9 protein-coding genes are annotated in these 14,477 nt (G+C 60.7%); 5 read left to right on the top strand and 4 right to left on the bottom strand.

The annotated features are described in order from the left end of the window. Positions 1-139: 139 nt before the first annotated feature. The 3 genes from rpmA to FFA61_RS03430 form a co-directional block, all read right to left on the bottom strand. Positions 140-400, bottom strand: a complete 261-nt coding sequence (gene rpmA, locus FFA61_RS03440; RefSeq protein WP_005961587.1) for a 50S ribosomal protein L27 — start codon at positions 398-400, stop codon at positions 140-142. Positions 401-433: 33 nt separating this feature from the next. Beyond that, positions 434-754, bottom strand: a complete 321-nt coding sequence (gene rplU / locus FFA61_RS03435; RefSeq protein WP_083879432.1) for a 50S ribosomal protein L21 — start codon at positions 752-754, stop codon at positions 434-436. A gap of 823 nt (positions 755-1,577) precedes the next feature. After that, positions 1,578-4,328, bottom strand: coding sequence for an Rne/Rng family ribonuclease (locus FFA61_RS03430; RefSeq protein ID WP_005961595.1), 2,751 nt, complete (start codon positions 4,326-4,328; stop codon positions 1,578-1,580). 622 nt (positions 4,329-4,950) lie between these two features. Here FFA61_RS03430 and FFA61_RS03425 point away from each other — a divergent pair. The 5 genes from FFA61_RS03425 to FFA61_RS03405 all read left to right on the top strand — a co-directional run bounded on the left by FFA61_RS03425 (position 4,951) and on the right by FFA61_RS03405 (position 13,081). Further along, positions 4,951-6,495 carry a cytochrome ubiquinol oxidase subunit I gene (locus FFA61_RS03425; protein ID WP_005961597.1) on the top strand — a complete coding sequence of 515 codons (1,545 nt, stop codon included), beginning with the start codon at positions 4,951-4,953 and terminating at the stop codon, positions 6,493-6,495. Between the two features lie 16 nt (positions 6,496-6,511). Further along, positions 6,512-7,633 carry a cytochrome d ubiquinol oxidase subunit II gene (cydB, locus tag FFA61_RS03420; RefSeq protein WP_005961598.1) on the top strand — a complete coding sequence of 374 codons (1,122 nt, stop codon included), beginning with the start codon at positions 6,512-6,514 and terminating at the stop codon, positions 7,631-7,633. A gap of 188 nt (positions 7,634-7,821) precedes the next feature. Further along, a complete protein-coding gene (gene cydD / locus FFA61_RS03415) occupies positions 7,822-9,621 on the top strand; it encodes a thiol reductant ABC exporter subunit CydD (RefSeq protein ID WP_005961599.1) in 1,800 nt (599 codons plus the stop codon). Then, entirely contained in the window at positions 9,621-11,381 is a 1,761-nt protein-coding gene (gene cydC, locus FFA61_RS03410) for a thiol reductant ABC exporter subunit CydC (protein ID WP_005961600.1), read from the top strand. Before cydD ends, cydC begins: the two co-directional genes overlap by 1 nt. Further along, positions 11,378-13,081, top strand: a complete 1,704-nt coding sequence (locus FFA61_RS03405) for a sensor histidine kinase (protein WP_005961601.1) — start codon at positions 11,378-11,380, stop codon at positions 13,079-13,081. The genes cydC and FFA61_RS03405 overlap by 4 nt, the downstream gene beginning before the upstream one ends. 596 nt (positions 13,082-13,677) lie before the next feature. Here FFA61_RS03405 and FFA61_RS03400 read toward each other — a convergent pair. Continuing rightward, positions 13,678-14,292 (bottom strand): response regulator, encoded by a 615-nt coding sequence (locus FFA61_RS03400; protein WP_005961604.1) that lies wholly within the window; start codon positions 14,290-14,292, stop codon positions 13,678-13,680. Between the last annotated feature and the right edge of the window lie 185 nt (positions 14,293-14,477).

Below are 14,477 nucleotides of genomic sequence, written 5' to 3'. Positions count from 1 at the left end.
AAGGGCCCCGTGTCCTTCGAGGAGCCCGGTGAATCGTAGAAGATTCGCCCACCTGTACTCAGCCTGTCACGGCAAGCAGGAGAGGGGGATGTGAAAAGGGCGCCCGGCAAGCGCCGGACGCCCCTCCACAAGGCTGATCTCAGGCAGAGACCGACTCAACGACGTTGACGACCTTACGGTCGCGCTTCACGCCGAACTCGACCGCACCCGCACGGAGCGCGAAGAGAGTGTCATCCTTGCCGCGGCCGACGCCGTCGCCCGGGTGGAAGTGGGTACCACGCTGGCGAACGATGATCTCACCGGCGTTGACGAACTGGCCGCCGTAGCGCTTCACGCCGAGGCGCTGAGCGTTCGAGTCACGGCCGTTACGGGAGGAGCCAAGGCCCTTCTTATGTGCCATCAGAAACTTCTTTCTGCTCGAATCGGTCTGCGGTCAGGCGATCTCAGTGATCTTGACGACCGACATCTTCTGACGGTGTCCCTGGCGCTTGCGGTAGCCCGACTTGTTCTTGTACTTGATGATGGAGATCTTCGGACCCTTAGCGGAATCCACGACCTCTGCCTTGACGGTGACCTTGCCCAGCTTGGCAGCGTCGACGGTGATGGCATCGCCATCAACCAGCATCAGCGGCTGAAGCTCGATGCTGGAGCCGATTTCCTCGGCAAGCTTGTCGACGACGACGACGTCACCGACGGACACCTTTTCCTGCCGGCCGCCAGCCTTGACGATCGCGTAGACCACGTTGGAGCTCATCTCTTCTCGATTCGGAACGGGGACTGTCTCACTTCTCAGCTCAGTGCCTAGAAACAGTCATCCCGCTGGCGCTCGTTGCGCCGACGATCAAATTTAGCTGAATACCGCCGCGAGGGGCAACTTACAGGGGTTCTCTCAACCCCATTTTTGCTGTGCGATTCCACACCTCGAACTTTCGAAGACTCGCCGCATCGTGGGCTTGCATCTGCCGAATAGTGCCGGAGCTGCACCCGGAGCTATTCTCTGTTCCTCTTCAACCTCCTCGCAGTGCGGCATGCGCCCGCCAGGAGGGTCGGAGCGCCCCTCATGTGACGCACTGCAACACATGGCGGTCCAGCATCGATCCCCAGGCACCCAGCTTTTCAACGCCAGCATTTTCGAGGATGCATTGGGTATCCGAGAAGCGCCTGATTGAGTTCCTCCCACGACTCGGCTCCTCGATCGCACAAAAGAAGCGTCGCCCCTGGGCTCCGCATGAGCCCCTTCGACGCGCACAGACATTAGAAACTGCGTGATACCTGGCGCACTGGACACCCGCCAACTTTTGCCCGCGCACAGGACTCAGCTCTCTTCGGGCAACTGGACTGTGCGTGACACTGAGTCCCCTTCCCCGTGTACTGGCATCAGAAGCTCACCTCACAATCGGCGCGTTCTTTGGCTGGGCTTCTTGCCTGCGCCCAGACATCAGCGATGCATCCAAGCGAACATTCAACAAGCTGGCGATCCCCTTTCTTCACACTGAGATCAGAACCCGGGCTGTCCATTGTCCGCACGCGAATCGCCGCTCCCGATCACGAGAACGGAAATTCATGCCCTGAGGAGTTCACCCGGCATTGATGACGCCAGTCGAGGCGACGCGCCGACGACGCTTCGACGTGGTTTCCTTCTTCATCTCTGGCGCGTCCTTCGCCTCGGGAAGAGCAATCAAGTCAGTCGACATGAGAGCTGTCGGAGTGGAAGGCCCCTCTTGACGCTTCGGCAGTTCAATGCTCAGGGCGGGGGTGAGAGCTGCCGGTTCTACCGATTCTGAGGAGACCTGGCGACGGCGACGCCGTTTCACACTCTCCTCTTGCGGCACAGTCTGGGAGGAAACCTCACTCGCAAAAGACTTCTCGCCCGGTTTCGTCGCCTTCCGCCTCTGAGCGGGAGGGCGAGTCTCCTGCGCGGCCTCACCCGTTTCTTGAGACTCCATTGGCATGGGTTCAGCCTCGCGGCGATTCGGCGTGGGTTCGAGGGCGGGGATCATCGGCTCTTCAGTAAGGGAGAGCGCACGACGGCGCCGACGAGGGCGTGGCTGACGCTCCCCCGGATGGTCGTTCTCCACCTGCTCTTGCCCAGTCGTCTCCTCCTCAACGGCTACTTCCTGGGTCTTCACCTCAGCCTTCGCCACGTCAACCTCGTGGGGCTCAACATGCGAGGCCAACTCCGCCAGAGCACCTGAATCGTTCTTGGGCTTCGACTCTTCGTCGCTCGCGGGGATGTCCACTGACTGGGCTGCGCCCGAGCGACGACGCCTCGCGGGACGCTTGTGGGCGGGAGGCTCTTCAAAGGCTTCAGCCTTCACTTGAGCGCCCTCAAGATGCGAAGAATCTCCGTCATTGTGATCCGGAGCGCTTTCAGTCTTCTCGACTGGCTCCTCCACTTTGCGGCTCGCCGCCGCGATCGCCGAAAGAGCCTGCTTGGCCTTTTCATGATCGACATCGTCATCAACACGACGCGACTCTGGAGCGTTCTTCTTGCGCTTATCCTTCTTCGGAGCGCTGCCCGTACGATCCTGCGCCCCCGTGGTCTCCACCGGATGATCGTGGACGATGAAGCCGCGTCCCTCACAGGCTTCGCAGCTGGTGGAGAAGGCTTCAACGAGCCCTTCGCCGACGCGTTTGCGCGTCATCTGGACCAAACCGAGAGAGGTGATCTCCGTGACTTGATGGCGAGTGCGATCGCGCCCCAGGCACTCGACGAGGCGGCGGAGCACGAGGTCACGATTCGACTCGAGGACCATGTCGACGAAGTCGACAATGATGATCCCTCCGATGTCACGCAGACGCAGTTGGCGGACGATCTCTTCTGCGGCTTCGAGGTTATTCTTCGTCACCGTCTCTTCGAGAGTGCCCCCGGCGCCGATGAACTTGCCGGTGTTGACATCGACAACGGTCATCGCCTCCGTGCGATCAATGATGAGCGTGCCGCCCGAAGGCAACCAGACTTTACGGTCCATGCCCTTCGCGAGTTGTTCGTCGATACGATGCGCGTGGAAGACATCATCGGTGCCGACCCACTGCTCGACCCGATCGGAAAGCTCGGGCGAGAGTTCGTCGACGTAGTCTTTCACTGTGGAATAGGTGTCGCGACCTTGGATGAGGAGCTTCGCGAAATCTTCATTGAAGATGTCGCGAACCACACGGACCGCAAGCTCGGGTTCGCCGCGAAGCAGAACCGGCGCGGACTTCGTGTGAGTCTGTTTTGCTTCAATATCAGCCCATTGCTTCGTCAGACGTGCAACATCATCGCGGATCTGTTCTTCGCTGGCGCCCTCGGCGGCGGTGCGAACGATCACGCCCGCACCCGTGGGAACAACCTGTTTGAGGATCTTCTTCAAACGGGTGCGCTCACGATCGGGAAGCTTGCGAGAGATTCCCATCATCGAACCGTTGGGGATGAGCACGAGGTAGCGCCCAGCCAAGGTGATCTGGCTGGTCAGGCGGGCACCCTTGTGCCCAATCGGATCCTTCGTCACTTGGACGAGGACGGCGTCACCGGATTTGAGGGCCGATTCGATGCGTCGTGGTTTACCTTCGAGGCCCACAGCATCCCAATTCACTTCACCGGCGTACAGGACAGCATTGCGACCACGACCAATATCGACGAAGGCCGCTTCCATCGAAGGCAAGACGTTTTGCACGCGACCCAGGTAGATGTTGCCGACCATCGACTTCTGGGTGCGACGAGCGACGTAGTGTTCGACAAGGAGGCCATCCTCGAGGATCGCGATCTGGTCGAGGCCCTCGTGATCGCGGATCACCATCTCACGCTTCACGGATTCGCGACGAGCGAGGAATTCGGACTCAGTAATGCCGTGACGACGACGGCCCTCACGCCGCCCTTCTTTGCGACGCTGCTTCTTCGCCTCAAGGCGAGTCGAACCCTTCAGAGCTGTCACCTGGTCGTTCGGATCGCTCTCCTCTAAGGCGGAGGGACGGGTGCGGCGACGACGCCGACGATGACTCGAGGTCCCTTCTTCTTCGTTCTCCTGTGAAGAATCCTCGGCGCCTTCTTGGGCGGCAAGATCCTCAGAGGATTGAGCGCCATCCTCTTCAGGGGTTACCTCTTCTTTCACCTTGCGGGTGCGGCGCTTGCGTTTGGGCGTGTCCGAACTCTCGGATTCCACCTCCTCCTTCACTGTCTCGTCCTTCGCCTTGCGGGTACGACGCTGACGCTTGGGAGCTTCATGTTCTTCTAAGTCTTGCGAGGGAATACTCGGAGGCAGCGGCTCCGCGGCTTTGAACACGGGTGCGTGGAACAGCAGTGACGCTGCGGGGGTTTCCGGAGTCGAATTCATCGAATCGGTAGTCAACGGTTCTCCATTTGTTGGCACGCACCCCGCACCGGGCTGCGCCCTCGTACTCGCCCGCAGGGGGCGGAAAGCCTGACGGTTCATGCGTCGCACGAAGCGCTATGCCGGAGTCTGAGGCACCGTCGGCACTGCACACGCCGCGAGGGTGCGCTCACGACGTCCGATATCAGATCCATTGTCGCACAGTCCCATCCCGGCGTCCCACTACCCCTTCACGGCCCGCCCCGAGCGACAAAGATTCCACTTGTTCTGAGCGCGAAAGAGTTCACTTGTCTTGTGTGAGAACAACTCCACTAGGGTGCGAAGGGCAGCTCGGATATGCGGGTAGGACTTGAGCTCAAAGACAAGCTTCGAAGAAGAGGGCGGGCGCACACAACCCACGGTCGCACACACCCCTTGAAATACACGAGGTCTTTTATTTTCACGGGTTGGAAGAGTGAGAATTCCAGGCTTTGCTGGCGAATGCCATGGGTATGTCAGAAAACAGGGTCTAAAGTCTCTCAAGGCTCCGAAGACAGAGGATTTTAGGCTATCGTGGCCGCAAGCATAAGACGATGGTCCCAAACCAGCGTCAAGCCGTCCCCCTATCCATCGAGCTTTTCTTCAAGGAAGGCGAGCACTCATGACCCTCGCGCAAGCAGCGCTCGACTCTGTAATGATCGGACGATGGCAGTTCGGTATTACCACCGTCTACCACTTCATCCTCGTCCCGCTGACCATCGGCATGTCGCTGATGGTCGCCCTCATGCAGACGTTCTGGCACAAGACCGGCAAGGAGCACTGGCTCCAAGCCACCCGTTTCTTCGGCAAGCTTCTCCTCATCACCTTCGCCCTCGGTGTCGCAACAGGCATCGTCCAGGAATTCCAGTTCGGCATGAACTGGTCGGAATACTCTCGATACGTCGGCGACATCTTCGGCGCACCGCTCGCCGTTGAAGCCCTCCTCGCCTTCTTCCTCGAATCGACCTTCCTCGGCCTGTGGATCTTCGGTTGGGGCCGCCTGTCCAAGACCCTCCACCTCGTCTCCATCTGGTGCGTTGCCATCGGCACGATGCTCTCCGCCCTGTGGATCCTCGGAGCGAACTCCTGGATGCAGCACCCTGTCGGCGCAACCTTCAACGCTGAAACCGGTCGAGCCGAACTCGATAAAGCCACAGGCTTCTTCCAGATCGTCGCCAACCCGGTCCTCTTCTGGGAATTCACCCACGTCATCACCTCCGCCTGGCTCATCGCCGGTTCCGTGATCGCTGGACTCGCCACCTGGTGGATGATCCGCGCACACCGCTCCGATACCGAGCTTGGCCGTGAGCAAGCCCTCAATGTGTGGCGCCCGATCGCCCGCTTCGGCTTCGTCGTCGTTCTCGTTGGCGGCCTGGGCGTTACCACCACCGGCCACTTCCAGGGCCAGGAAATCGTTGAACTCCAGCCGATGAAGATGGCCGCAGCTGAGGGCATCTGCATGGACGCCAAGGGGGCTGCCTTCACTGTCGCACAGTTCGGCTCCTGCCCCCTCGAAGGTGACACCCCCGAGCCCACCAAGTTCGTCGAAGTTCCCGGAGTTGCGGCCTTCATGTCGCACAACGACTTCAACGCCGAGGTTCAGGGCGTGGCTGACATCCAGAAACGCATGGTCGACCTTCTCAACGCAAACCCCGATTTCACTGCGAAGTACGGTGACGCCGCTCAGTACGACTTCCGTCCCCCCCAGATGGCCTCCTTCTGGAGCTTCCGCCTCATGATCGCCCTGGGCATGGTCGCTTTCCTCGTTGGCGCTTGGGGCCTGTGGGCAACCCGCAAGGGCGCTGTTTCGGATAACAAGTGGCTTGGCCGTCTTGCACTCCTCAACATGCCACTGCCCTTCATCGCCGCTTCCTTCGGTTGGATCTTCACAGAAATTGGACGTCAGCCCTGGATCGTCATGCCGAACCTCAAGGGTCTTGAGAACGGCGATCCGGTCGGCTCCGTCATGCTGATGACCGACTCCGCCATTTCGCCGAATGTGCCCGCCGCTCAGATGCTGGCGACCCTCATCGGCTTCACCCTCCTCTACGCGATTCTCGGCGTCATCTGGTTCGTCCTCATGAAGCGCTACGCCCTTGAGGGCATCCATTCATCGAAGAAGACCCAAGAGGGCGAGACCGTCGGCGCTCTGTCCTTCGGCTACTGAGAACTAGGAGACTGACATGACACTCTCGATCCTTTGGTTCGTTCTCATTGCTGTCCTGTGGACGGCCTACCTCGTGACCGAGGGCTTCGACTTCGGCGTCGGCGCCCTACTCCCCTTCGTCGCGAAAAATGACGAAGAGCGCACCCAAGCCGTGCGCACCATTGGCCCCCACTGGGACGGCAATGAGGTGTGGCTCCTCACCGCCGGCGGCGCAACTTTCGCGGCCTTCCCTGAGTGGTATGCCACGATGTTCTCCGGCATGTACCTGCCCCTCTTCCTCATCCTCTTCGCGCTAATCATCCGCATCTCCGCCCTCGAGTGGCGTTCAAAGATTGCGACCGTCGCTTGGCGCGCCCGCTGGGATATGCTCCACACTTTCACCGCTTGGCTCGTCCCGATCCTCCTGGGTGTCGCCTTCGCGAACTTCGTTCAGGGCATGAAGATCGAGGTCATGGACGTCAAGTCCGGCGAGATCATCGCCCCTAATGCCGTTGCCGATTCTTTGGCGACCGCGACCCACCAGCTCACCGGTGGTTTCTTCTCCCTCCTGACTCCCTTCACGATTCTTGGAGGCGTTGCGATCCTGCTGGTCTGCCTCGCTCACGGCGCCCAGTTCCTCGCTCTGAAGACCGAGGGCGATGTCCGCGAACGCGCCAACGGGATTGCCGCACCCCTGACCGTGATGGCGACCCTCGTTGCCGCAGCCTTCCTCCTGTGGGGCCAGTTCGTCTACACGACGAATATCCTGGCGTGGATTCCGCTCCTTGTGGCGGCCCTCGCGATCATTGCTTCGGCTGCCTTCTCGCAAAAGGCCATGCGCCGCGAGGGTGTGTCGTTCACTCTTTCGACGCTTGCGATCGCCGGTGCAGTCGCCTGGGTCTTCGCCTCGATGGCCCCTGCGGTTCAAAAGTCCTCGATCGACCCGGCGTATTCGCTCACGATTGAGCAGGCTTCGTCCTCCGCTTCGACTCTGCAGGTCATGACGATCGTCGCGCTGTGCTTGGTCCCTGTCGTCCTCGCTTACACGGCATGGTCCTACTGGACCTTCCGCAAGCGAGTCTCGGTCTCCGATGTTGACCACAACACCGGTCTCCTCTTCGACAAGATCCGCCTTGGCGAGAGCTTCCTCGCCGGCTGATCTGCTTGGTCTTGTGGGCGGCCCGTCGCATCAGCGGCGGGCCGCCTCCGTTTTTTCTTGACTCTTTCCCCTGTTTTCTTCAGCGTTGGCGCCTACTTTCCAGCGTTTTCCCAGCTATTTTCTCGCACACTCAAAGCCTAGGACTAAAGGCCGGGTTCAACTCGTTTAGGGCCCATGTTTTTGGCACAATGGGCGTCGTGCGCCCATTCGATCCCCGCCTTTTGAAATACGCCCGCAGTGCGAGGCGGCCGATCCTCCTCACCGCCCTCTTCGGCACTTTGACGGCCCTCGTCGTCATCGCCCAGGTTCTCCTCATCTCCCACTCGGTCTCTCCCGTCATCGAAGGACACGCCGCTTTAGCCGATGTCCTCTGGCTCATCACACTCCTTGCGCTGCTCACACTCCTACGCGGCCTCCTCGTCGCAGCCCGTGAGACCGCCGCCCAGCACGGAGCCGATCACACGATCCGCGATCTGCGCGCAGAAGTACTCAACGCAGCACAAGCACTGGGCCCCAGGTGGCGCGCAATCCACGCTTCAGAGACCACAACCCTCCTCACCCGTGGTCTTGATGACCTCGGTCCCTACTTCGTCAAGTTCCTCCCTCAACTCGTCCTCACATCGACGGCCACACCACTCGCCCTCCTCGTCATGGCCCTCCTCGATCCCTGGTCCGCCCTTATTGCCTTCCTCGTGATCCCCCTGATTCCGATCTTCATGATCCTCATCGGGCGTTTCACCCAGGATTCCTCAAAAGCGAAGCTCGCCGCCATGGAGCGCCTCAGCGCACAATTGCTCGACCTCATGGCCGGACTACCGACGCTTCGCGGCCTCGGCCGAGAAAAGGGGCCGAGGAAGCATCTCGAAGCTCTAGGGAGGGAGAACACTCGCACCACCATGTCGACTCTGCGCGTCGCTTTCCTGTCCGGCGCAGCCCTCGAATTCCTCGCCACCCTCTCAGTCGCACTCGTCGCCGTTGAAGTGGGGATGCGCCTCGTCGTCGGAGGAATCGACCTGACAAGCGGCCTCGCCGTCATCATGCTCGCCCCCGAAGTTTTCGAGCCCCTACGCCAAGTCGGGGCCCAGTTCCATGCCTCCGCGAACGGCGTGACCGCAGCCCAGGCCGCCTTCGATATCATCGAAGCTCCCCGCCCCAACCAAGCAGAGGGCACGCTTCCCGCTCCAGATCCTCGTCACACCACGATCGAACTCAAAGGAGTGTCCGTCGCAGCACGCGGCACCTGGGCGCCCTACCGCCTCAACGCACGTATTGAGCCTGCTTCCTTCACAGTCCTCGCCGGGCGCTCTGGTTCGGGAAAAACAACGAGCGTCTTGACGATCCTCGGACTGCTCAAAGCGACGCGCGGCTCCATCGTCCTCGTCCCCGAAGACGGCCCCGCACTCGATCTTCACGATGTCGACCTTGCGAGCTGGTGGGAGTCGATCACCTGGGTTCCCCAAGCGCCGACCCTCGTTCCCGGAACAATCCTCGACAACCTTTCACGCTTAGACGTGGACGATTCGCTCATCGATGCGGCGCGCGCCACCGGTTTCCTCACCGTCGTTGAGTCCCAAACCACAGGCTGGGACACGATGATCGGGGTCGGTGGAGTTGGCCTGTCACTCGGGCAACGTCAACGCCTCGCATTGACTCGCGCTCTCCTCGAAGACGCCCCACTCGTCGTCCTCGACGAACCGACCGCGCACCTCGACGCCGTCAGCGAAGACGAAGTCATCCACGCCATTCAAGCGCTGCGCGCCCAAGGTAAGACTCTTCTCGTCATCGCACACCGCCGGTCATTAATCTCCATCGCCGATCACGTCATCAACATCGAGGCCGAAGCCGCAAGCGCTGAAGAACTTGAAAAGTATCCCGAACTGCTCGGAGACACCCTCCCTGAGGAGATCATCGATATTGAGATGCCCGGAGTCCTCGCGGACCTCACCACTCATACTTCTTCCACCGATGCAAGGAGGGAGCGCGCATAATGGGGATTACCGTTGAGGAAAGACGCGCACTCACAAGGATCCTTCCCCTGCTCGAGGTTGATACGAAATCCTTCATCTTCTCCGTTCTCTTGGGTTCGGGAGCACTCGGCGCTGCGATCGCCCTAGGAGCAACCTCCGCCTGGCTCATCGCCTTCGCCTCCCAGCAGCCACCGGTCCTGTACCTCTCGGTCGCGGCAACGGCCGTTCGACTCTTCGGTGTCTCCCGCGCCGTCTTGCGCTATACACAAAGGCTCGCCAGTCACCGCGTCGCCCTGAGGGGCATGGACTCATTGCGGCAGAACCTGTACGCGGAACTGTCAAAGCGCCCCGTTGATGCGCTCGCACAGATTCGCCGAGGAGATCTTCTTGCGCGCACCGGTGCAGATGTCGATGATGTTGGCGATCTCGTCGTCAAGACGATCCTGCCCATCACAGTCACGGGGCTCGTCGGCCTCGGCACCGTCATCGGCTTGGCCCTGATCTCCCCGGCCTCGGCACTCATCATTGCGCTCTGTCTGCTGATCTCCGGGGTGGGCGCTCCCCTGCTCGCAATGAAGGCGGCGCGCATCGTCCAGATCGACACTCTGCACGCACGCTCCGAACTCTCCGCCGAAACTCTGAGCCTCCTCGATGGAGCCTCCGAACTCCAAGTCTCAGGTCGCCTGCCCCTTTTACGCCGCGCGATCTGCTCGACTGAGGACGAACTCACCGCCGCCTCTCATCGCGCCACCCGGATCTCCGCTCTCGCCGCCAGCATCGACCGCAGTGCAATGGGAGCCGCAGTCATCGCGGCCCTCCTCATCGGGATCCCCGGCACGACTGGCGGGATCATCGCAGCCGTCATGCTCGCGGTCCTCGTTCTCACTCCTCTTTCCTCCTTCGAGGGCACCGCCGAACTGGCTCCAGCTGCCGTTCAACTCGTACGCTCCGCGAACGCGGCGCTCCGCATCGACGCTCTGCTCGGAGAGGAGGAAGAGACCCCAACCCATCCGGTTCCCACGAGTGACAGCCCACGCCTGGAGGCCTCGGATCTCACAATCGGCTGGCCCGGCGGCCCTAAGCTCATTGAAGGACTCGATCTCGTCCTTGAAAAGGGGCGTTCAATTGCGATCATCGGCCCCTCAGGCATTGGGAAAACAACGCTCGCCCTGACTCTCGCGGGTCTCCTTCCCGCGCATTCCGGATCACTTCGCCTCGATGGCACCCCCGTCTGGGGAGCTGATCGTCTCCAACTTGCCGAGGCCATTACCGTCACCACCGAGGACGCGCATGTCTTCGCTTCCACGGTCCTGGAGAATCTGCGCGTCGCGAACGGGTCCCTTGGCCCTAATGAAGCGGTGGCTCTGCTCAAGCGGGTCGGCCTTGAAGACTGGTTGAACGCCCTTCCCCATGGACTCGACACGCTCATCGGATCGGGTGGGAGGACCGTCTCCGGAGGTGAAAGGCGGCGCCTGCTCATCGCCCGCGCTCTCGCCTCCCCCGCTCCCCTCCTTCTTCTCGACGAGGCCGGAGAGCACCTTGACGGGGAAACGGCCGATGCGCTCGTTGCTGATCTTTTGAAGGATCGCTCGCGCGGCGTCCTCGTGATTACCCACCGCCTTTCCGCTCTTGACGCGGCTGATGAAATCCTCCTCATTGGACGCGGCGAGTCCACGGATGAGGCAGGCAGATGCGCTCGCGTTCTCGATCGCGGCACGCATTCAGAACTTCTCTCCCATTCGGAACAGTACCGTTGGGCTCTTGCCCAAGAGGAGGAATGATGTCCGTACGCTCCGACCATGAACTGCTCCAAGCAGCCCTCGATCTGACGAGCAGCCTCGATCTGAAATCTGCTCTCAATACCTTCGTGGCCCAGGCCTGCCGATTAACCGGCACCCCTTATGGGGCTCTGTGTGTCCTCGACAGCTGGGGCTCAACGAGTATGCTCATCGAACATCGAGACTTCGAGTACGCCCCGAAAGTCCCCAACTCCCTCAAAGCCCAGATCCCAGCGAGTGGGTATCTCAGAATCAACAACCCCGCCGAACTCGAAGAGTTCATCGCCCAGATTCCGGTGAACACGCACACTAAGAACACCGACTCTGCTGAGCTTGACGAACCCCTCGACCCGCAGATCGAGAGTTTCCTCGGCGTGTCCGTCCTCGTTCATGAGCAGGTCTACGGTCGTCTCTACTTGATCGGCAAGCCTGGTGGTTTCAAGGACTCCGATGCGGAAATCTTGACTGCCCTTGCGCCCGCGGCTGGGAATGCCGTCGAGAACGCTCATCTGTATGCCGATGCCCGCCGCACCGAACGCTGGATCTCAGCCTCCCAGTCTTTGACGACAACAATGCTGGAAGGTACCGATGAAGAAGAGGCGCTCGAACTCATCGCCCGCACTGTGCGCGAGGTATCACGGGCCGACACCGCGATCATCGTTCTTCCTTCTGTTGGTGACACTTGGGCCGCCGAGATCATCGATGGGTATCTCGCCGATTCGCTTCTCGGTATTGTGTTCCCCTCGGAGGGGCGGGCAATGTCTGTGCTCCGCGAAGGCACCGGCATGATCGTCGATTCAATGGCTCGCGCACAAACGATGCGCGTCCCTCAACTCTCTGCATTCGGTCCCGCTCTCTATGCGCCTTTGCGTTCACGCGGCAACACCGCGGGAGTTCTCATTCTGCTGCGCCGAATCGGTACCCCCGAGTTCGATTCCTCCGAGTTAACTCTTGCCGAGTCCTTGGCCTCCCAGGCAGCCCTCGCCCTCGAGCTCGCTTCGGCGCGTCACGCGGAAGATGTTGCGGCCTTGCTTGACGAGCGCGACAGGATCGGGCGTGACCTGCACGACTTTGCGATCCAGGAGCTTTTTGCAACTGGTATGCGCCTCGAGGCAGCCAAACAGAAGGTCACAGACGGTGATCTCGATAAGGAGTCGATCATCGCGGCGCTTGACCATTCCCTCGCAGGAATTGACGGGGCTGTTCGCCAGATCCGCGCGATCGTCCACAATCTTCGCGAGCCCGACCAGTCCGTCGCCCTCGTTGAAAGAATCCGCCGAGAGTCCTCACTAACTCGTTCCTTCCTCGGTTTCGCCCCCTCCCTGCTCATCACCCTCGATGGCGTGGCAGTCAACGAGGACGAGGCCGCAGAACAGGACATGATCGACCGAATTGATCAGCTCATCGACCCCGAGCTCGGCGATGATGTGGTTGCAATCGTGCGTGAAGGATTATCGAATATCGCCCGACACGCACATGCCACCGCAGGCGCGGTCACCGTTGATGTCAGAGGCCAGGGCGCTGATGGGCAGGTGAGAGTGTCGATCGCGGACGACGGCAGGGGCATCGACCCGAATAGGACACGCAATTCGGGACTGGCCAATATGCAAGAACGCGCGCGCCGCCTGGGGGGAAGCTTCGAGCTTGGAAGCGGTATTGGTGGGCTCGGCGCCTCCTTGATTTGGACAGTGCCCCTGAGCTGAGCACCCTTGACCTGAAGCGAGGGCGTTCTTCGCCATGCACAGGGCAGGCCCCTCCCGCAGACTTGCGCCGAGCAGGTCGAGGTGAGAGTCTCGCCTTCCACGTGAAGAACGCCTCTTGATTGACAAAGGGCAGGCCTCTTGATTGAAGCGAGTTCCCCGCCCCTCATTCGAGGATCCACAAGCGCGAGGCTCAAGGAACTGGACCTCCGAGGCTCCCATCCCCCATGCGAGGATCCAGGCTTCTCCTGCCCAGCCTTCACTCGTTGTTAATGCTCCCTCATGTGAAGATCCAGGCCTATGCGCGTGACATGCGAGAATCCAGGCCTATGCGCGTGAAGCGTCCTCCGGCTACTTCGCCCAGATCCTCATTCCCCAGCTGTTCCCCTGCGCACTACACGGCCCGGCGTCAGGCAGGAAAGAAGAGACAACTTTCTCGGGCAGTGGAGCACTTCCAGGACAGTGAAGCACTTCCCGGGCAGTGAAGCACCGCTGCGCCCAATTCGCTTTCCAAAGCTCAAGGAGCACCGTCGCCCAGATGAGAAGACGGTTCTCTTGGCAAGGGGAAGCGAGCACTTCTTGCGCACGAAGAGACGAGTTCAGTTCCTCCAGGCGGCGGCGCGCTGACCTGCAACCCAGGCGGCTACCTGTGTGCGGCGCTGCAAGCCCATCTTCGACAAAAGCGAGGTGATGTGGTTCTTCACGGTCTTTTCCGCGACACCGAGCTTCTCGCCGATCTCACGATTCGACAATCCATCGCCGATCAGGTCGAGAACCTTACGCTCCGAAGGAGTCAGATCCGCAATCGGATCCTCATGGTCGGCGCGTCGGCGGGTCAAGGTCCGCTCATCAAGAAGCACTCGACCTGCTGCGACAGCTTTGATGACGTCGGTGATCTCAGCTCCGCGCACCGTCTTGAGAACATAAGCACGCGCCCCCTTCTCCAGGGACTCGGCGAGGGCCTCGTCATCGTCGAAAGAGGTCAGAACGATGGGCAAGATATCGGGGTGGCTTTGTCCCAATGCCGACATGATGTCGATGCCCGTACCATCGGGGAGCTGCAGGTCGACGAGGATGACATCGGGGCGCACGAGGTCGGCGCGGCGTAGGGCATCTTCAACGGTGCCGGCTTCCGCAACGACTTCAAGGGTGTCGGCGCGATCAACGATTTCAGCGATACCGCGGCGAACGATCTCATGATCGTCAACGATCATTACTCGAATCGGGGAGGCAATCTGATTCTCACTCACACGACTATTCTAGCGGGTCCTTGGTCCTTTGCCCCTGGAAGAATCCACAAGGATTGTCCTCGTACCCTTCACAGTCTGAGAAAAAGAGTCAAAGACGCCCACGAACAAAAGGTGCTGAGGAAAACCTTGAGGCGAGACGCTCAAGTCAA

It is taken from the genome of Schaalia cardiffensis F0333, assembly GCF_005886435.1.
Lineage (GTDB): Bacteria > Actinomycetota > Actinomycetes > Actinomycetales > Actinomycetaceae > Pauljensenia > Pauljensenia cardiffensis.
Note: the sequence above shows the minus strand (reverse complement) of the source record. Positions and strands in the feature narration are given on the sequence as shown.

Bases quoted from the DNA above. Each gene is read 5' to 3' on its own strand.
- FFA61_RS03425 (WP_005961597.1), top strand. From the start codon at position 4,951: ATGACCCTCGCGCAAGCAGCGCTCGACTCTGTAATGATCGGACGATGG.
- rpmA (WP_005961587.1), bottom strand. From the start codon at position 400: ATGGCACATAAGAAGGGCCTTGGCTCCTCCCGTAACGGCCGTGACTCG.
- cydC (WP_005961600.1), top strand. From the start codon at position 9,621: ATGGGGATTACCGTTGAGGAAAGACGCGCACTCACAAGGATCCTTCCC.
- rplU (WP_083879432.1), bottom strand. From the start codon at position 754: ATGAGCTCCAACGTGGTCTACGCGATCGTCAAGGCTGGCGGCCGGCAG.
- cydB (WP_005961598.1), top strand. From the start codon at position 6,512: ATGACACTCTCGATCCTTTGGTTCGTTCTCATTGCTGTCCTGTGGACG.
- cydD (WP_005961599.1), top strand. From the start codon at position 7,822: ATGGGCGTCGTGCGCCCATTCGATCCCCGCCTTTTGAAATACGCCCGC.
- FFA61_RS03405 (WP_005961601.1), top strand. From the start codon at position 11,378: ATGATGTCCGTACGCTCCGACCATGAACTGCTCCAAGCAGCCCTCGAT.
- FFA61_RS03400 (WP_005961604.1), bottom strand. From the start codon at position 14,292: ATGATCGTTGACGATCATGAGATCGTTCGCCGCGGTATCGCTGAAATC.